Source organism: Bacteroides sp. D55t1_190419_B8 (genome assembly GCF_015558905.1).
Classification (GTDB): Bacteria; Bacteroidota; Bacteroidia; order Bacteroidales; family Bacteroidaceae; genus Bacteroides; species Bacteroides vicugnae.
Window position 1 is genome coordinate 1 of sequence record NZ_JADMOU010000040.1, and the last position, 20,501, is coordinate 20,501.

At 45.5% G+C, this 20,501-nt stretch carries 9 protein-coding genes; all 9 read left to right on the top strand.

Annotation, left to right across the window (positions count from 1 at the left end; translation table 11 throughout):
- Positions 1-478 precede the first annotated feature (478 nt).
- The 9 genes from I2I13_RS22215 to I2I13_RS22255 all read left to right on the top strand — a co-directional run bounded on the left by I2I13_RS22215 (position 479) and on the right by I2I13_RS22255 (position 20,500).
- Complete coding sequence (locus I2I13_RS22215; protein WP_195650536.1) at positions 479-3,796, top strand: TonB-dependent receptor; 3,318 nt, start codon at positions 479-481, stop codon at positions 3,794-3,796.
- 29 nt (positions 3,797-3,825) lie between these two features.
- Positions 3,826-5,415, top strand: a complete 1,590-nt coding sequence (gene nanU / locus I2I13_RS22220; protein WP_009039370.1) for a SusD family outer membrane lipoprotein NanU — start codon at positions 3,826-3,828, stop codon at positions 5,413-5,415.
- A 183-nt stretch (positions 5,416-5,598) separates the two neighbouring features.
- On the top strand, positions 5,599-7,230 hold the full coding sequence (locus tag I2I13_RS22225) for a sialidase family protein (protein WP_195650537.1): 1,632 nt from the start codon (positions 5,599-5,601) through the stop codon (positions 7,228-7,230).
- Positions 7,231-7,253: 23 nt separating this feature from the next.
- Positions 7,254-9,272 (top strand): family 20 glycosylhydrolase, encoded by a 2,019-nt coding sequence (locus tag I2I13_RS22230; protein ID WP_195650538.1) that lies wholly within the window; start codon positions 7,254-7,256, stop codon positions 9,270-9,272.
- Positions 9,273-9,438: 166 nt separating this feature from the next.
- Positions 9,439-10,104, top strand: a complete 666-nt coding sequence (locus tag I2I13_RS22235; protein ID WP_195650539.1) for an SGNH/GDSL hydrolase family protein — start codon at positions 9,439-9,441, stop codon at positions 10,102-10,104.
- An 85-nt stretch (positions 10,105-10,189) separates the two neighbouring features.
- Positions 10,190-13,369, top strand: a complete 3,180-nt coding sequence (locus I2I13_RS22240) for a cyclically-permuted mutarotase family protein (RefSeq protein ID WP_195650540.1) — start codon at positions 10,190-10,192, stop codon at positions 13,367-13,369.
- Between the two features lie 102 nt (positions 13,370-13,471).
- Complete coding sequence (locus tag I2I13_RS22245; protein WP_195650541.1) at positions 13,472-16,066, top strand: glycoside hydrolase family 2 protein; 2,595 nt, start codon at positions 13,472-13,474, stop codon at positions 16,064-16,066.
- A 34-nt stretch (positions 16,067-16,100) separates the two neighbouring features.
- On the top strand, positions 16,101-18,425 hold the full coding sequence (locus I2I13_RS22250; protein ID WP_195650542.1) for a family 20 glycosylhydrolase: 2,325 nt from the start codon (positions 16,101-16,103) through the stop codon (positions 18,423-18,425).
- The gene (locus I2I13_RS22255) at positions 18,425-20,500 is read left to right on the top strand and encodes a family 20 glycosylhydrolase (protein ID WP_195650543.1); all 2,076 of its coding nucleotides are present in this window, start codon (positions 18,425-18,427) and stop codon (positions 20,498-20,500) included. The genes I2I13_RS22250 and I2I13_RS22255 overlap by 1 nt, the downstream gene beginning before the upstream one ends.
- Position 20,501 lies beyond the last annotated feature (1 nt).

A 20,501-nucleotide genomic window follows, 5' to 3' on the forward strand; every position in this document is an offset into this window, starting at 1 on the left:
AATTATTAATCAAAAATACAACTCAATGTGGGCTACAATACCTTTGTGGGTATTATAGCCGTACAATGAGTGCTTACGTTTCTGATAAATGCCTAAGTTCGATTAGAACTTATCTTCCGGAAATACTTATGGTTTCTTCATACAAATTCGACTATTATAATTGCAATATGAAAAAATAACTTCAAAAGAAATACCTATTATCTACTTGATGTATGAATATTTGTTTAGCGTATTAGCAAGGTGATTTATTAAACAAAATGATATTTAACAGCATATGTAAATAAAATAATTTATTAATTCATTTGCTGTTATTAATAATATTTGTATATTTGCAGCGTCTTAAGAAATAGATGCTGAAAGTTAACAATAAAATTGTCAATGAAGCAGAAGTAATTCTAATATATAAATCACTTAAGTTCTAATCGAACTTAGGTGAGAAGTGTGAACAAACCTTTTTTATTAACTAAAAGTAATACTTATGAAAAGAAACATCTTTTTGTTGATGTTGTGCTTATTTGGCTTGATAGGGGCTATGGCGCAGACTAAAACTGCTACAGGTGTGGTTACTGATCAGGCGGGTGAGGCCGTTATTGGTGCGTCCGTGATTGTGAAAGGTACCACGAACGGTACCATTACGGATCTTGATGGTAAATTTACCTTAGGCAATGTGAAAAACGGAGATATTATCCAAATATCATTTGTCGGTTATAAAACGCAGGAAATTAAGTTTGCCGGACAAACGTTGAATGTCATCTTACACGATGACACAGAAGTTTTGGATGAAGTGGTGGTTACAGGTTATGGTGGTTCTCAGAAACGTGCGACGTTGACGACTGCAATCTCAAAACTGGACAACTCTGTTTTGAAAAATGCAGCGTTCAGCAATGCAGGGCAGTCTTTGCAAGGATCTGTAACAGGGCTTCGGGTGGTAAACACTACCGGTCAACCGGGTACGAATCCGGATATTACATTACGTGGTGGGGCGACTATCACTGGTGACAACAGTAATGCTTTGGTTGTTGTGGACGGTATAGTACGTAATAGTATGTCGGATGTTAATCCTTCTGATATTGAATCTATCCAAATTTTGAAAGATGCGGCTTCTACGGCTATTTACGGGGCTCGCGCGAACGGTGGTGTTATCTTGATTGAAACGAAAAGTGGAAAGGAAGGAAAAACTTCAGTTAATTATAAGTTCAAGATAGGCAAAAATTTCACTCGTAAGGGATATGAATTTGTAAATGCGGAAGATTATATCTATTATAATCGTTTGGGTATGCTTCGTACCAACCAGGCAAGGGATGGACGTATGGGCACATACAATGTAGATGCACAAGCTGGATATGGCGTAGGGAATGCATTGTACGATATTCGTTATTTGACGCATGAAACAGCTCATCTTCAGAATGAAGGATGGTCTGTAATGAACGACCCGTACTATGACGGAAAGCAGATTTTATTTAGAGATTACAACGGGCTGTTGGATGATGAGGTATTTAGCAGCAGTGCCATTACGCAAGACCATTACCTTAATATTACAGGTGGTAATGATAAAAGCACCTTTGCGAGCAGCTTGGGGTACTATAATGAAGATGGTATGATTAAAGGAACGGGGTTCAAACGTTTCAGTGGATCGTTTAACGGATCGTATAAGATTTTTCCGATATTAAATATCAAAGCCGGTGTTTCTTATGTATGGTCTACCCGACCGGAATTATGGATCGGTACTTATGAATTCTTTTATCGTACCCGTTCGCAGCGTCCTACATGGAATCCTTGGATGGAAGACGGAACTCCTGCCTCAGGGGGTGGCACTGGGGATGGTAATCCGGCTTACTATCGTGATTTGCTGACCCAAAAGAACAGTACAGCACGTGCCACATACAATATCGGCTTTACGTTGGATATTCTTCCAAAGGAACTGGTTTTGAACGGAAACGCTTCTTTATTGAACTATCAGTATCAGAGAGAAAAATTTGACAAGGCCTATCAAACACAGACAGCTTCTACGCCCAATACAACTCGCAATGCGGAAGCTTGGATTCAAAAATACAATCAGATTCAGCTTAATGCTTCATTGACATATACCAAGACGTTTGCCGAAAAGCATAATTTGGATGCAATGATTGGCGGAGAGTATTATACTTACAATCAATTTGATTTTGAAGCTAAGACACAAGGTTCTCCTACGGACGATGTCCCGACCTTGAATGTTGGTTCTGAAAGGACTTTCACTCGTACCGAAAAAACGGCTTATCGCATTCTTTCTGGTTTCGGTCGTGTCAATTATAACTACAATATGAAATATCTGTTGTCTTTTACAGCTCGTTATGACGGAATTTCTCGTTTGAAAGACAATCGTTGGGGATTCTTCCCGGGAGTATCTGTAGGGTGGAATATTATGGAAGAAGATTTTTGGAAAGAATCCAAAGTGTCCGACATCGTTTCTAATTTGAAACCGCGTCTCAGTTATGGTGTGAATGGTAATGTAAATGGCATCGGAAATTATGAAGTCTATGGAGAATACGCACAGGTGGATGCTAAAACTTATGGTGGGGCGACAGCTCTTTATAATAAAAAATTGCTCAATACCAACCTGCGGTGGGAACAGAGTCAGACCTTTGAGGTGGGATTGGATATCGGATTCCTGCAGAACAGACTTTCTTTTATTCTCGACTTCTACAGCCGTCGGACAAAGGATTTGCTGACCAAACAAGCATTGCCTGGATATACCGGATTCTCGGATATTGTAACGAATATGGGTACGTTGCGCAACTCCGGTTTCGAAGCGGAAGTGAAAGCAAATATCATCAACAAGGGTGGTTTCACATGGGATATGACTGCGAATATCACTTCTGTTGCCAACAAGATAATTTCATTACCTTATAACAATGTTGAGAACAACCGCGTAGGCGGTTATGAAGTAGCGGCTGGTAAAGTAGATGCTGATGGCAAGTTTCCGACCAAATGGATTGCCGGTCGTCAGGAAGGCGGTAAACTGGGAGAACTGGTTGGATACAGACAGCAGCATGTTTTCAAAGACTGGGATGACGTAAAGCAACACGCAAATTTACGTGTGGATGAAGTTGCCAACTTGTATGGTCCCGGACTGGCTGATCAGATCAACCCCGCTACCGGAAAGACTTATAAGGAATCTTCGGGATGGCAACCTATTGAGCCGGGTGACGCTTGTTGGGAGGATATCAACGGTGATAATATTATTAACGGTTACGACCGTTCCGTAATGGGTAACATCTTCCCGAATGTCACGGGTGGTTTCTCTACTACATTCGGATATAAAGGTCTGTCACTCTATGCCCGTTTCGACTATGCTTTGGGGCACACCTTATACAATGACTTGAAAGCGCGTTCGTTGGGACAATATCAGGGGCAATTCAATATCATTACGGATGTGAAAGATATGTGGAGCGAAGCAAATCCGAACTCAGACCTTACGAAGTTCTACTATGCCGACCAGTTGGCAAAGAAGAATATTACCCGTTCGAATAATGCTTCTACTGCAGCCGACAACAACAGCTCCCGTTATTATGAAAAGGGTGATTATCTGGCTTTGCGCGAAATCACATTGAGCTATCAGTTGCCGAAATCGCTTATTAGCAAGGCGCACTTGACAGAAGCATCTGTGTACGTCACCGGACAGAACTTATTCTATATCACCGGATATGATGGTGTATCTCCTGAACCAGCTGTATCGACTACATATGGTCGTGGTATTGACAATGGACGTTATCCTACTCCGAGAACATTTTTGTTCGGTTTATCTCTAACATTCTAATTTAACAGGACTTAAAAAGGAATAGAATTATGAAAAATATATTCAAATATTTATGGGTAAGTGCAGCTTTGCTGCCTTTCCTGACAGGATGTAACTCTTTGGATCTGGAGTCGGAAAGTACGATAACCGATGCCAACTATTGGAAGAGTGACACGCATTTCAGTGCTTTCAACGTTGGTCTGCATGCACAACTCAGAGAGCGTTCGTACAATTTCTTTATATTAGGTGAACCTCGTGCTGATATCTATGGTGATGCACCGTTCGGTGGTGAGGCAACTCAGGGCATGGAAATCTTCCCCGCCAATTCGCTGAACAGGGAGAACGTAGGGCTCAGTAATTTTGCTAATTTGTACGGAGTTATCAATCAGATAAATCTGATGATTGCCAAAACGGAAGATACTGGATTGCTGCCCGAAGCCACCAAAAAATATTATTTGGGAGAGGCCTATGGGATGCGTGCTTTTCTTTACTTTCACTTGCTCCGCTCATGGGGAGATGTCATTCTGCATTTGACTTACACCAGTGGTTCGACCATTGATTTGGCAAATATCCAAAAGGCTGCTTCGCCGGCAACGGAAGTGATGGCCCATATCAAAGAAGACATTACTGCGTCTGAGACGGCATTTAATGGTGATTATTCCTACAAATATGGAAAACATTACTGGTCGTTGGGAGCTACAAAAATGTTGAAAGGTGAAGTATACTTGTGGAGTGGCAAGCAGATGGGTGGTGGTGAAGCCGACTACCGTACTGCTAAAACGGCTTTGCAGGAAGTGGATAATTGTCCGGGTATCGATTTGGAAGACAACTTTACCAATGTTTTCGCCTATGCGAACAAGAAAAATAAAGAAATAATCTTCACCATTCATAATGGACGTGATGAATATAACATGTGGAATGGTAGTTTTAGAGGTAATCTTGTCCCTCAGCAAGCTTACATGACTTCCGGCAGTTATTTTGATGAGAACGGAGTTTCTTTTGCCGAAACGAAAGATGCTGAACTGAATGGTTTGATAAGATTTCAGATTAAAAAAGATTTTTATAATAAGGTATTCCGTGAAGGCGATACCCGTAAAGCAGGTTCTGTGAAAGCTGTTTATATGAAAGAGGGGGAAAACTTGGTATATAAGGCTTGTATCCCTTATAAATTTCAAGGAACAATGTTGCCCGGTGGTTCAGAGCGTGCATGGTTAGATGATTACCCTATTTATCGCTATGCAGACTGTTTGTTACTTCTTGCAGAGGCTAAAGCTTTGTTAGGTGAAGATATTGCTACGGAAATTAACACTGTTCGTAGACGTGCATACGGTGAAACCTATTTCGAGGCAAATAAAGCAACGGTGGCCTATCCGAATGAAAAAGGCGGTGAATTTTATTCCGGCAATCCGTTTGTGGCAGGTGATGATGACCCTATTGAAGCAGTCTTGAAAGAACGTTTGCGCGAATTGATGTATGAAGGAAAACGCTGGTATGATATACGTACTTTGGGTTATACGGCAAAATATTCTACAGCAAATGAAAAGCGGCTGCTATGGCCGATTGATGCCAATACACTGACCAATAATAGAGAGCTGGGGCAGACTGAAGGTTATCTCACCAGTGGAGAAGGTGAAGAATAATAATACTTCAGGTTGATAATCGAATAAAAACAAGAGGACGTATGTGTGGTTTAGCATATGCGTTCTCGCTTTTGTAATAGATAGTTTATTAATCGTGTGTTTTATAATAAATTATTTTATTAAATATGGAGGAAATTCGTTATAATTTTATATATTTGCAGCATGAAACATTTAAATAATACCATGAAAAAGAATCTATTTCTATCCATTATCTTTTCTTTCTGTGTGATTTTGCAGTCAGTTGCATCGGATACTGTATTTGTGCGTGAAACTCAGATTCCAGTTTTGATTGAACGACAAGACAATGTATTGTTTATGTTGCGTTTGAACGCAAAAGAGAGTCGTGTTTTGGATGAAGTGGTTTTAAATTTTGGCAAAGATGTGAATGTGGCGGATATACAGTCTGTCAAGTTATATTATAGCGGTACGGAAGCCAGACAGAATAATGGAAAGAATTTCTTTGCTCCCGTGTCCTATATTTCCAGTCATACGCCGGGGAAGACATTGGCGGCAAATCCTTCCTATTCGGTTCATAAATCGCAAGTGGATAACCCAAAGCGGAAAGTTACATTGAAAGCCGACCAGAAACTTTTCTCCGGAATCAACTATTTCTGGATTAGTTTGCAGATGAAGCTGGGTGCTTCCTTGCTCAATAAGGTTTCGGTTGATATTGTAACAGTCAAGGTGGATGGTAAAGCTGCCCTTGTACATTCCGTTTCATCGGAAAATATAGCTCATAGGGTAGGAGTAGGAGTACGTCATGCCGGTGACGACGGTTCGGCAGCCTTCCGCATTCCGGGATTGGTAACTACCAATAAGGGGACATTGCTGGGTGTATATGATGTACGTTACAATAGCAGCGTTGATTTGCAGGAACATGTAGACGTAGGCTTGAGCCGTAGCGTAGACGGTGGCAAAAGTTGGGAGAAAATGCGTTTGCCTCTGGCTTTCGGTGAAACGGGCGACCTGCCTGCTGCACAGAATGGTGTCGGCGACCCTTCGATTCTGGTAGATACCAAGACCAACACAGTATGGGTAGTGGCAGCCTGGACACACGGAATGGGTAATCAGCGTGCCTGGTGGAGCTCCTATCCGGGAATGGATATGAATCATACAGCCCAGTTAGTGTTGTCAAAGAGTACGGATGACGGTAAAACGTGGTCTAAGCCCATCAATATAACAGAACAGGTGAAAGACCCTTCCTGGTATTTCCTACTGCAAGGGCCTGGACGCGGTATCACCATGCAGGATGGCACACTGGTATTCCCGATTCAGTTTATTGACTCTACCCGTGTTCCGAATGCGGGAATCATGTATAGCAAAGACCGTGGCGAGACATGGAAAATCCATAACTATGCACGTACCAATACTACAGAAGCCCAAGTGGCGGAAGTAGAACCGGGCGTACTGATGCTGAATATGAGAGATAACCGGGGTGGTAGCCGTGCTGTTTCCACTACTAAGGATTTCGGTAAGACTTGGACGGAACATCCCTCTTCCCGCAAAGCTTTGCAGGAACCGGTTTGTATGGCAAGCCTGATTAGCGTAAAAGCGAAAGACAATGCATTAAATAAGGATATTCTCTTATTCTCCAATCCGAATACGGTAAAAGGCCGTCACCATATCACAATCAAGGCCAGTCTGGACAGTGGCATCACTTGGCTGCCCGAACATCAGGTGATGTTGGACGAAGGTGAAGGATGGGGATATTCTTGTCTGACGATGATTGATAAAGAGACGGTTGGCATACTGTATGAAAGTAGTGTAGCCCACATGACTTTCCAGGCTGTCCGGCTGAAGGATATAATAAAATAGAGATATACACACGACCTGTAATCATGAAAAACAAATTAATATTATTCATATATTTTACAATTAACTTATACACAATTTCAGTGGTAAAAGCAGGTGCTTGTCACCTGCTCCCCCAGCCACAAAAGTTTACCCCCTCTCATACCTGGTTTCAAGTGAATAATGTGCGGCTTTCCACTCCTGTGCTTCAGCAGGAGTGGGAAGCTTTTGTCTCTGAAATGGGAGGGACTGTCTCGCCCAAGGCGACCGGTAGCATTGATGTGAAACTGCTGCCTTCTCTCCCCGGAATACCGATGAATCAGGAGGAAGCCTACCGGCTGAACATCACAAAGAAGCGGATAACCGTTGAGGCCGTGACTGAACGCGGCATTTATTGGGCCATGCAGACTTTGAGGCAACTGGCAGAGACAAGAAACTCGAAAACACAGATTCGGGGAGCAGAAATCATCGACTGGCCTGCTTTCCGTATTCGTGGATTTATGCAGGATGTAGGACGGAGTTACATTTCACTCGAAGAACTCAAACGTGAAATCGCCGTACTTGCCAAGTTCAAAATCAACGTCTTCCACTGGCATCTGACCGAGAATCAATCCTGGCGTCTGGAAAGCAAGATATTCCCGATGTTGAACGATAGCGCAAACACCACCCGGATGCCCGGCAAATATTACACGCTGGAAGAAGCCAAAGAACTGGTCGCATTCTGTAAGGCACACCACATGATGTTGATTCCCGAAATAGATATGCCGGGACACAGCGCTGCCTTTATACGTACCTTCCGCCACGATATGCAAAGCCCCGAAGGGATGAAGATATTGAAACTCCTGTTGGATGAAGTCTGTGAAACGTTTGATGTACCTTATTTACATATCGGCACGGATGAAGTGCAGTTTACCAATCCCCGTTTTGTACCCGAAATGGTGGCCTACGTACGTTCCAAAGGCAAGAAAGTGATTTCCTGGAATCCGGGCTGGCACTACAAACCCGGAGAAATAGACATGACCCAGCTTTGGAGTTACCGCGGAAAGGCGCAGGAAGGTATTCCCGCCATTGATTCACGTTTCCATTATCTGAACCATTTTGATACCTTCGGTGATATCATCGCATTGTACAACAGCCGTATATATAATAAGGAACAAGGAAGCGATGACCTTGCAGGAACCATTCTGGCTATCTGGAATGACCGGTTGGTCAGCACCGAGTGGGAGATGATTATTGAAAATAATTTCTATCCCAACATGCTGGCTATGGCAGAACGTGCCTGGAAAGGCGGCGGAACGGAATATTTTGATAAGAACGGAACGCTGCTTCCCACCGACGAGCAATCGGAGCTGTTCAGGAACTTCGCCGATTTTGAGCGCCGTCTGTTGTGGCATAAGGAACATACCTTTGCCGGTTATCCCTTTGCCTATGTCCGTCAGACAAATGTGAAATGGAACATTACGGACGCTTTTCCAAATGAAGGAGATTTGGCAAAGGTCTTCCCGCCGGAAGAAGCCTTGCAGGATAGTTACAGCTATGAAGGAAAGACCTACCGGGTACGTCCCGCTATTGGTGCCGGAATCTATCTCCGTCATGTGTGGGGCACGCTTATCCCCGGATTTTATAAAGAACCGGAAGAGAACCATACAGCTTATGCCTATACCTATGTTTATTCGCCGAAAGAACAGACAGTAGGCCTGTGGGCTGAATTTCAGAATTACGGACGTTCGGAAGCCGACCTTCCCCCTTTGCAGGGAAAATGGGACTATAAGGAAAGCCGTATCTGGATAAATGAAAAGGAAATAATCCCGCCTGTCTGGACAGCTACCCACCGGACTAAGAGTAATGAAATAGCTTTAGGCAACGAGAATTGTGTAGCGCGTCCCCCTTTGGAAGTGCATCTGCAAAAAGGATGGAACAAAGTACTTCTGAAATTACCGGTAGGAAAGTTCGTTACCCCCGAAGTACGGTTGGTGAAATGGATGTTCACCACTGTCTTTGTCACTCCCGACGGGCAGAAGGCGGTGGACGGACTCATTTACTCACCGGATAAAACACTAAAGTGACCTGTCAATCAGAAGGGAGATATTTATGAATATGCCATGAGCTGATTTGGATATGCTATAATGAAAAACGGATATGCTATAATGAAAAACAAATATGCTATAATGAAAACTAGATATGCTATAATGAAAAAAAAGATATACTAATGAGTAAATAAAAGGAATAGCCATGAAGAAGAACTTTTTTTTAGCGGTCATATTGACCCTGTCTTTGGCATGCCATGCGCAGGAACGCAAATATTCTACGTTTTATTACCAGCGTGCCACGTTGTTTGAAGAGTTGCCTGTCACGTCCAATGACATTATCTTCTTAGGAAACAGTATCACGAACGGCGGCGAATGGTCGGAGCTGTTTCATAACAAACATATCAAGAACCGCGGAATCAGCGGTGATATCTGCATGGGAGTATATGACCGTCTGGATGCTATCCTGAAAGGTAAACCGGCTAAGATATTTCTTCTGATTGGCATAAACGACGTAAGCCGGGGAACTTCTGCCGATACCATTGTAGCCCATATCGGCATGATTGCTCAGAAGATAAAGGCGGATTCGCCGAAGACGAAGCTATATCTGCAAAGTGTTCTTCCGGTGACCGACCATTACGGTATGTTCAAAGGGCATACATCGCGCTGGCAGGTCATTCCCGAAATCAATAAAGGATTAGTCCGTCTGGCAGAAAAAGAAGGAGCGACTTATATAGATTTGTACTCTCATTTTGTAGACGAGGAAACCGGAAAGATGAACACTGCCTACACGAATGACGGACTGCATCTTCTCGGAAAAGGATATCGGAAATGGGTGGAGATTGTAAAACCTTACATCGGAAAGAAATAAAAGCCGGAAGAAAAGAAAAGTCGAAAAGAAATACGTACTGAAAAGAAATACATACTGAAAAGAAATACATACCGGAAAGAAATAAATGAAAAAGATTCTGATATTATCCGTCTGTCTGTTCGTTTGTTGGGCACTGCCTGCTCAGCAACAACGGATGAAAGTGGCCTGTGTAGGAAACAGTATCACCTATGGAACCGGACTGGCCGACCGTGCAACGCAATCTTACCCCGTACAGTTACAGAAATTGTTGGGAGAGCATTATGAAGTTGAAAACTTCGGGAAGCCCGGCGCCACCCTGCTCAATCAGGGACATCGTCCATATACCCGACAGGAAGAATACCGCAAAGCATTGGATTTTGCAGGAGATATTGTGGTCATCCATCTGGGAATCAATGACACCGACCCTCGTGACTGGCCCAACTATCGTGATTCTTTCGTGACAGACTATTTGAATCTGATGGATACATTCCGCAAGGCCAATCCCGATGTCCGGATTATCATCGCCCGGATGACTCCGATTGCCGACCGTCACAACCGTTTCCTTTCGGGAACCCGCGACTGGCACGGCGAGATACAGACAGCTATCGAAACAGTAGCACGTTATGCCGGTGTGCAGTTAATAGATTTCCACGAACCGCTTTATCCTTACCCTTCCTTGCTCCCGGACGCCGTTCACCCTACTGCCGAAGGGGCTGCGATAATGGCGCAAACAGTTTATTCCGCCATCACCGGAGACTATGGCGGCTTGCAGTTATCTCCGCTTTACACGGATAATATGGTTCTCCAGCGCGATACCCCCTTGCTGATTCACGGGACAGCGAATGTGGGCGAACAAGTGACAGTCCGCATTGACCGTCAGCAGTGGATTACTAAGGCTGCACTAGACGGAAAATGGTCGGTGAAATTATCACCGTTGAAAGCCGGTGGCCCTTACACGCTGACCATCTCCACTTCTCAAAGAATCTTGAAATATACAAATGTGCTGGCAGGGGAAGTGTGGCTGTGTTCCGGTCAGTCGAATATGGAATTTATGTTGCGGCAGGCCACTACGGGCAAAAAAGACATCCCCCAAGCCGCCGATGAACAGTTGCGTCTGTATGATATGAAAGCACGCTGGCGCACGGACGCGGTGCAATGGGACGCTTCCGTCCTTGATTCCCTGAATCATCTCCAATATTATAAAGATACTGAATGGGCAATCTGTACTCCCGCCAATGCTGCCCGTTTCTCGGCCATCGCTTATTATTTCGGCCAGATGTTGCGGGATAGCTTGAAAGTTCCGGTGGGGTTGATATGTAACGCTATCGGTGGTTCGCCTACCGAATCGTGGGTTGATCGGAATACACTGGAATACCAGTTCCCGGCTATATTAAAAGATTGGACGCATAATGATTTTATACAAGACTGGGTGCGCGGACGGGCTGCATTAAATATCAAACAGTCGGAAGAGAAACTCCAGCGCCACCCTTACGAACCTTGCTATCTGTACGAATCGGGCATCCGTCCGTTGGCGCAGTATCCCGTCAGGGGTGTTATCTGGTATCAGGGAGAATCGAATGCTCATAATTACGAAGCTCACGAGAAACTTTTTAAGTTGTTAATCGGCAGTTGGCGTAAAAACTGGGGGAGTGAGACGCTGCCCTTCTACTATGTACAACTTTCCGGTATTGCCCGTCCTTCATGGCCGTGGTTCCGCGACAGCCAGCGCAGGATGATGAACGAAATACTGAATACGGGTATGGCGGTATCGAGTGATTGGGGCGATTCACTGGATGTACATCCCAGAAATAAGAAGCCGGTGGGAGAACGCTTGGCTCGTTGGGCATTGAACAAGACGTATGGAATGTGCCATGTACTGCCTTCCGGCCCGTTATTCCGCCAAGCCGATTTTCGGGAAGGCGCTGTATATATAATCTTTGATTATGGCGAAGGCTTGAGAAGTTCCGACGGTCAATCTTTGTGTACGTTTGAAGTAGCCGAAACGGATGGCGTTTATTACCCCGCAGTTGCCGAAGTGGAAGAGGGGAGAACTTGCGGGGCAGAAACGGGACGGATAAAAGTATATAGCGAACAGGTAAAGCATCCGCGATATGTCCGGTATGGCTGGCAGCCTTTCACGCGGGCGAATCTGGTAAATAAAGATGGGCTACCTGCTTCTACCTTCAAAGCCGAAGCACCGGAGTCGTTCGTCAAAAGCATTGACTTGCAGAAAATGAAAGGATTCCCGAAATCAGAGAAAGGTATTGAATCGGGTGTTTCTGCCTGCTATTCAGGAATCCTGAGCGGAAAGCTATTGATAGCCGGCGGCTGTAACTTTCCCGGAACACCTGCCAGTGAAGGTGGAAAAAAGAAATACTACCAAGGCATTTATGTAGCGGAAATGAATCCCGACACGCTGCTTCTTTGGAAAAAAGTAGGCGGGCTTCCTGCACCTGCCGCATACGGAGTTTCCGTATCTTGTCCCGACGGCATTATCTGTGCAGGCGGAATGAACGACCACGGCGCATTGACCGGCGTTTACAAAATCCGGTGGGACGAAAAGAAAGGCAAAGTCTTCCTGGAAACTCTACCCGATTTGCCCTACGCCTTAGACAATATGTACGGAACACTAGCCGGTAGCCAACTTTTTATCACCGGTGGAAATAGAAGTGAAAAAAAAACAAATAGAAACGGAAAGCCTTCAAACTCTTTTCTTTGCCTTGACTTAAACAATCCCGCGGCAGGTTGGCAACAACTTCCCGAATTTCCCGGAGCACCGCGTCTGCAACCCGTCTGTGCCGGGGAGTACAAGGATGGCGAAGCCCGTATTTACCTGTGGGGCGGATTTGCCGCTTCCACCGATGGCAATCCTGCCACACTTTCCACTGACGGCTATTGCTATTCATCCACGTCCCGGCAATGGACTCGCATAGCCACTCCGACGGGAAACAATGGTGAAACCATATCTTTGGGTGGCGGGACAGCCATTGCCATCAATGAAAACCTGATTCTTTGTACCGGTGGAGTGAATAAGGATATATTCCTCGCTGCTCTTCGACACCCTGAAAAGGACTATCTTCTCCATCCCGCCGAGTGGTACAAATTCAATGACCGGATATTAGTATATGACATCCATCAGAATACATGGCAGGAAGTTGCCCGTACACCGCAAACGGCACGTGCGGGAGCGTCATTGGTAGGATGGAACAAAACATATTACAACATAAACGGAGAATTGAAGCCGGGCGTCCGTACTTCTGAAATAATTAGGATAACGGTCGAATAATAAAAAGAATAACAGATGTAAACAACATATTTTGTTAAATTATCAGTGAAATTTGCTGAAAAAACAATATCTTTGAATCCGTTAATATCTAATGCCCCCACTATGATGATTAATTTGATCGGAAAAAAGGCTCAAATAGCATGTGGATTACTATGCTGTTGCAGTATGGCATATGCACAGAGCAATGACAATTCCGAAGTTGTCGTTCTAAATACAGGTTGGGAATTTTCCCAGGCAGGAACAGAGCTGTGGCAATCGGCACAGGTTCCGGGCACCGTTCATCAGGACCTTATCTACCATAAACAAATACCCGATCCTTTTTATGGCATCAATGAACAAAAGATTCAGTGGGTGGAAAATGAAGACTGGGAATACCGGACTGCTTTTACAGTTACCCCCGAACAACTGAAACGGGATGACGCCCAATTGGTTTTTGAAGGCCTTGACACGTATGCCGATGTATACCTCAATGGGGCACTGTTGCTGAAAGCCGATAACATGTTTGTCGGTTATACCATACCCGTCAAGTCCCAACTCCGTATCGGAGAAAACCTTCTTCACATCTATTTTCATTCCCCCATCCGGCAGACACTGCCTCAATATAACTCGAACGGATTCAACTATCCGGCAGACAACGACCATCACGACAAACATTTAAGCGTATTCTCCCGTAAAGCCCCTTACAGCTATGGCTGGGATTGGGGAATCCGCATGGTGACCAGCGGTATCTGGCGTCCGGTGACCATCCGTTTTTATGACGCAGCTTCTATCAGTGACTACCATGTAAAGCAACTCGCACTGACCGACCAGCTCGCAAACCTGTCTAATGAGTTAGAAATAAACAACATACTCCCCCGCCCACTTCAGGCAGAGGTGAGAATCAATACCTCATTCGAAGGAAGTGCAGAAAAAAGCATCAGCCAGGCAATCACCTTACAGCCCGGAATCAATCATGTTTCCATACCTTCCGAAGTGGCATCCCCCGTACGTTGGATGCCGAATGGATGGGGAAAGCCCGCCCTGTATGATTTCTCCGCTCAAATCATAGTAGAAGATAAAGTCGTAGCCGAGCAATCGCACCGGATAGGACTGCGTACCGTTCGCCTCGTTAATGAAAAAGATAAAGACGGAGAATCTTTCTATTTTGAAGTAAACGGTGTACCGATGTTTGCCAAAGGAGCCAATTACATCCCCCAGGATGCACTCTTGACTAACGTCACTACCGAACGCTACCAAACCTTATTCCGCGACATCCGCGAAGCGAACATGAATGTCATTCGTGTATGGGGAGGTGGGACGTACGAAGATGACCGCTTCTATGACCTGGCAGATGAAAACGGAATACTGGTGTGGCAAGACTTCATGTTTGCCTGCACTCCCTATCCGTCCGACCCCACCTTCCTGAAAAGGGTAGAGGCGGAAGCCTGCTACAACATCCGCCGCCTTCGTAATCATGCTTCCCTGGCGATGTGGTGCGGCAATAACGAAATACTGGAAGCCTTAAAATATTGGGGATTCGACAAGAACTTCCCGCCCGAAATCTATCAGGAAATGTTTCGAGGCTACGACAAACTGTTCCATCAGCTCCTTCCTGCCAAGGTGAAGGAACTGGATGCCGACCGTTTCTACATACACAGCTCCCCATATTTTGCCAACTGGGGACGTCCCGAATCCTGGGGGATAGGAGACAGCCATAACTGGGGAGTCTGGTATGGTCAAAAAACATTCGAGTCACTTGATACAGACCTGCCCCGTTTCATGAGCGAATTCGGTTTCCAGTCCTTCCCGGAAATGAAGACCATCTCCACTTTCGCCGCTCCGGAAGATTATCAGATAGAATCGGAAGTGATGAATGCTCATCAGAAAAGCAGTATCGGCAACGCCCTGATTCGTACCTACATGGAGCGCGACTATATCATCCCCGAAAAATTTGAAGACTTTGTCTATGTCGGACTAGTGCTGCAAGGACAAGGAATGCGTCACGGACTGGAAGCACACCGCCGGAACCGTCCTTACTGTATGGGTACCCTGTATTGGCAACTGAATGACAGCTGGCCGGTAGTATCCTGGTCGAGCATCGACTATTACGGTAACTGGAAAGCCCTGCATTACCAAGCCAAACGAGCCTTTGCTCCAATCCTCATCAATCCTATCCGGCAGAACGACAGCCTCAATATCTACCTGATTTCCGACTGTCCGGACACCAAAGACCACCTGATGTTGGAAATGAAAGTAACAGACTTTGACGGAAAGAAACAAGGCAAGCCGATACGACTCAACACATTGACAGTTCCGGCTAACACTTCCCAATGTGTGTACCGTATAAAACCCGATATCTGGCTATCGCCGGAAGAACAGCAACGCTGTTTCATGCAACTGACCCTGAAAGACAAGGCAGGAAATACTCTTGCCGAAACCGTATACTTCTTTAGAAAAACAAAAGACCTGCTTCTGCCTGAAACAACCGTTTCCTGCAAGATGAAACAGAAAGACGGCATGTGTGAACTGACATTGTTTTCTCCCACTCTTGCAAAAGATGTCTTTATTGAAATTCCTTTGCAGGGAGCCCGTTTCAGCGACAACTTTTTCGACCTTCTTCCCGGAGAACGTAAAACGGTCGTCATCACTTCTCCCCAAATAAAGAAAGGAGAGGAGCTGCCTTTGACAATCAAACATATTCGTGAAACTTATAATTAATCTATTAATAACTTAACACCTAATTTTTTAGTTTATGAAACAACTCTTTAAATTAACCGGATGTCTGGCACTAGCAGGACTTTTTGCCTCTTGCCAATCGGCGCAACAGGAAGCCAACTACCAGATCATCCCCATGCCACAAGAGATTGTAACCGCTCAAGGAAGTCCCTTCATCCTGAAGAGCAGTGTGAAGATTCTCTATCCGGAAGGAAACGAGAAGATGCAACGCAACGCACAATTTCTGGCAGACTACCTGAAAACGGCTACCGGAAAAGATTTCGCCATTGAAGCCGGAACAGAAGGTAAAAACGCAATCATACTGGCATTAGGTACGGAGAATGAAAATCCGGAATCCTACCAGATGAAAGTTACCGGTGACGGAATCACGATTACCGGTCCTACGGAAGCCGGTGTATTCTATGGCATCCAGTCCCTGCGCAAATCATTGCCTGTGGCTGTCGGTGCGGATATTGCCATGCCAGCCGTAGAAATCAATGACGCTCCCCGCTTTGGCTATCGTGGCGCGCATTTCGATACCAGCCGTCATTTCTTTACTGTGGACGAAATAAAGACCTACATCGACATGCAGGCTTTGCATAACATGAACCGCCTCCACTGGCATATCACCGACGATCAAGGCTGGCGTCTGGAAATCAAAAAATACCCGAAACTGACTGAAATCGGTGCTAACAGAACAGAAACAGTCATCGGACGTAACTCCGGCGAATACGACGGCAAACCTTACGGTGGATTCTACACCCAGGAACAAGCCAAAGAAATCGTAGATTATGCAGCCGAACGCTACATCACCGTTGTTCCCGAAATCGACCTTCCGGGACACATGCAAGCTGCCCTTGCCGCTTACCCTGAATTGGGTTGTACCGGTGGTCCGTACGAAGTATGGAGACAATGGGGTGTATCCGAAGATGTGCTATGCGCCGGAAACGACCAGGTCTTGAAATTCCTGGAAGATGTCTATGGTGAATTGATTGAAATCTTCCCATCACCATATATTCATGTCGGTGGTGACGAATGTCCGAAAGTAAGATGGGAAAAATGTCCGAAATGCCAGGCACGTATCAAAGCATTGGGACTGAAGTCAGATCAGAACCACAGCAAAGAAGAACGTTTGCAGAGCTTTGTCATCAACCATATTGAGAAATTCCTGAACGACCATGGACGTCAAATCATCGGTTGGGATGAAATCCTCGAAGGCGGACTTGCTCCGAATGCTACCGTGATGTCATGGCGTGGTGAGAAAGGTGGTATCGAAGCTGCGAAGCAGAAACACGATGTCATCATGACACCGAACACCTACCTGTATTTCGACTACTACCAAGCTAAAGACGTAGAAAACGAACCGTTCGGTATCGGTGGTTATCTGCCCATGGAAAGAGTGTATAGCTACGAGCCGATGCCGGCTTCTCTTACTCCCGAAGAACAGAAATACATCAAGGGAGTGCAAGCCAACCTCTGGACAGAATACATCGCTACTTTCCCACATGCACAATACATGGTATTGCCTCGTTGGGCTGCTTTGTGTGAAATTCAGTGGTCCAGCCCCGAAAAGAAAAACTATGCCGACTTCCTGTCCCGTCTTCCACAACTGATTAAGTGGTACGATGCAGAAGGATACAATTACGCTAAACACGTATTTGACGTACAAGCCGAGTTTGACCCGAATCCGGCAGAAGGAACAATGGACGTTACCCTGTCTACCATCGACGGTGCTCCTATTTACTATACGTTAGACGGCACAGAACCTACTGCCACTTCCCCCGTTTACGAAGGAGTATTGAAAATTAAGGAAAATGTCACCCTGTCCGCTAAAGCCATCCGTCCCAACGGCGAAAGCAAGACTGTGACGGAGAAGATTGATTTCAGCAAATCCAGCATGAAGCCGATTGTAGCCAATCAGCCTATTAATGAACAATACCTGTTCAAAGGAGCTTCCACTTTGGTAGACGGTCTGAAAGGAAATAGCAGCTACAGGTCAGGTCGTTGGATCGCTTTCAACGGAAATGACATGGATATGACTATCGACCTCCAGCAACCTACTGAAATCTCAAGCGTGGCAATCTCTACCAATGTAGCAAAAGGAGACTGGGTATTTGATGCCAGAAACCTGTCCGTAGAAACTTCAGATGATGGCAAGAACTTCAAAAAGATTGCTTCCGAAGAATACCCGGAGATGAAAGAGACAGACAAAGACGGAATCGTTGAGCATAAACTAACCTTTGATCCTGTGACCACCCAATACGTGAGAGTCATTGCTTCACCGGAGAAATCACTTCCGGCATGGCATGGAGGAAAAGGTAAAAACGCATTTTTATTTGTAGACGAAATCAAAATTGATTAATGAATATAAGAAAAGAATACTCTAAAGTTTGTCTTTTCTTATGGATATTGGGGATGTGCTTCCATGCACATCCCATTCTGGCACAGTCCGTCGTACCTGTCCCATTAAAAATGGAGCAGGGGACGGGCTCTTTTTTACTGTCAGAAAAGACTAGACTTTATACAAACCTGCAAGGTGGAGAAGCGGAACTCTGGGAGAATTACCTGAAAGCATTGCCTGTTCAATTGAAAGAAGCGAGAATGAAAGACAGGAAACAGATGCTTTTCTTATTGATAACCCCCAAGACCCCCCAATTGCCATCACCGGAAAGCTATACACTCTCCGTCACCCCTCAACGAATTGAGATCCGGGCAACTTCGGGAGCCGGATTATTCTATGGAATGCAAACCCTGTTACAGCTGATGCAACTGGCGGGCACAGGCAGCTATTCCGTAGCCTCTGTCAAGATAGAAGACACCCCGCGTTTTGCTTACCGCGGACTGATGCTGGACGTATCCCGCCATTTCTCTACCAAAGAGTTTATAAAGAAGCAGATAGACGCATTGGCATATTACAAAATCAACCGTTTGCACCTGCACCTGACCGATGCGGCAGGCTGGCGGCTTGAAATTAAGAAATATCCTTTACTGACCGATTTTGCAGCTTGGCGTACAGACCCCACCTGGAAGAAATGGTGGAACGGCGGACGTAAATACCTCCGTTACGATGAACCCGGAGCTTCCGGAGGCTATTACACCCAGGACGATATTCGTGAAATACTGGCATATGCCCGTCAGCACTATATCACGGTGATTCCGGAGATTGAAATGCCTTCCCATTCGGAAGAAGTGCTGGCTGCCTACCCGCAGCTATCCTGTTCGGGAGAACCTTACAAGAACTCCGATTTCTGTGTCGGCAATGAAGAAACTTTCACCTTTCTGGAGAATGTACTGACGGAAGTTATGGAACTTTTCCCTTCCGAATACATTCATGTAGGAGGTGATGAGGCCGGCAAATCGGCTTGGAAGACCTGTCCGAAATGTCAGAAGAGAATGAAAGACGAGCATCTGGCCAATGTAGACGAGCTGCAAAGCTATCTGATACACCGCATCGAAAAATTCCTCAACAATCACGGACGCCGTCTCTTGGGATGGGACGAGATTCTGCAAGGAGGCATTGCGCCCAATGCAACCGTCATGTCATGGCGTGGAGAAGAGGGTGGTATCGCTGCCGTCACCTCCGGCCATCATGCCATCATGACGCCGGGTGCATACTGTTATCTGGACAGCTATCAGGACGCCCCATACTCCCAGCCGGAAGCTATCGGCGGCTACCTGCCATTGAAGAAAGTATATGCCTACGATCCTATTCCCGCTTCCTTAACTGCGGAGCAGGCAAAGTTAGTCTACGGTGTGCAGGGCAACCTATGGGTGGAATATATCCCCACTCCCGAACACGTGGAATATATGATTTACCCTCGTATACTGGCATTGGCGGAAGTAGCCTGGTCGGCTCCGGAACGTAAGTCATGGTCCGATTTCCATACCCGTGCACTGTCAGCAGTGGCCGATTTACAGAAAAAAGGATACCATCCTTTCGATTTGAGCAAAGAAATCGGCAGCCGTCCCGAATCTCTTCAACCAGTCAGCCATTTGGCGCTCGGTAAAAAAGTGATCTATAACTCCCCCTACAGCCCCCATTATCCCGCACAAGGCAACACAGCCCTGACAGACGGCATACGTGGTGACTGGACTTATGGTGACGGTTCATGGCAAGGATTTATCTCGGACAATCGTCTCGATGTGACGATTGATATGGAAAAAGAAACCCCTATCCATTCCGTTACCGCCGCTTTTATGCAAGTGGTCGGCGCGGAAGTATTCCTGCCGGAGACAGTGATTATTTCCATTTCCGATGATGGAATAAACTTCACGGAGCTGCAAAAACAACACTTTGAAGTAAGTAAAGAAACACCCATCCGTTTTACGGATATTTCATGGCAGGGAGAAGCCAAAGGAAGATACGTACGTTATCAGGCACAGGCCGGAAGCGAACTCGGAGGCTGGATATTTACGGATGAGATAATCGTGAAATAGA

What these genes read in the sequence shown, in the direction of transcription:
- I2I13_RS22235 (WP_195650539.1), top strand. Translation starts at nt 9,439, where the DNA reads ATGAAGAAGAACTTTTTTTTAGCGGTCATATTGACCCTGTCTTTGGCA.
- I2I13_RS22245 (WP_195650541.1), top strand. Translation starts at nt 13,472, where the DNA reads ATGATGATTAATTTGATCGGAAAAAAGGCTCAAATAGCATGTGGATTA.
- I2I13_RS22255 (WP_195650543.1), top strand. Translation starts at nt 18,425, where the DNA reads ATGAATATAAGAAAAGAATACTCTAAAGTTTGTCTTTTCTTATGGATA.
- nanU (WP_009039370.1), top strand. Translation starts at nt 3,826, where the DNA reads ATGAAAAATATATTCAAATATTTATGGGTAAGTGCAGCTTTGCTGCCT.
- I2I13_RS22230 (WP_195650538.1), top strand. Translation starts at nt 7,254, where the DNA reads ATGAAAAACAAATTAATATTATTCATATATTTTACAATTAACTTATAC.
- I2I13_RS22215 (WP_195650536.1), top strand. Translation starts at nt 479, where the DNA reads ATGAAAAGAAACATCTTTTTGTTGATGTTGTGCTTATTTGGCTTGATA.
- I2I13_RS22250 (WP_195650542.1), top strand. Translation starts at nt 16,101, where the DNA reads ATGAAACAACTCTTTAAATTAACCGGATGTCTGGCACTAGCAGGACTT.
- I2I13_RS22225 (WP_195650537.1), top strand. Translation starts at nt 5,599, where the DNA reads ATGAAAAAGAATCTATTTCTATCCATTATCTTTTCTTTCTGTGTGATT.
- I2I13_RS22240 (WP_195650540.1), top strand. Translation starts at nt 10,190, where the DNA reads ATGAAAAAGATTCTGATATTATCCGTCTGTCTGTTCGTTTGTTGGGCA.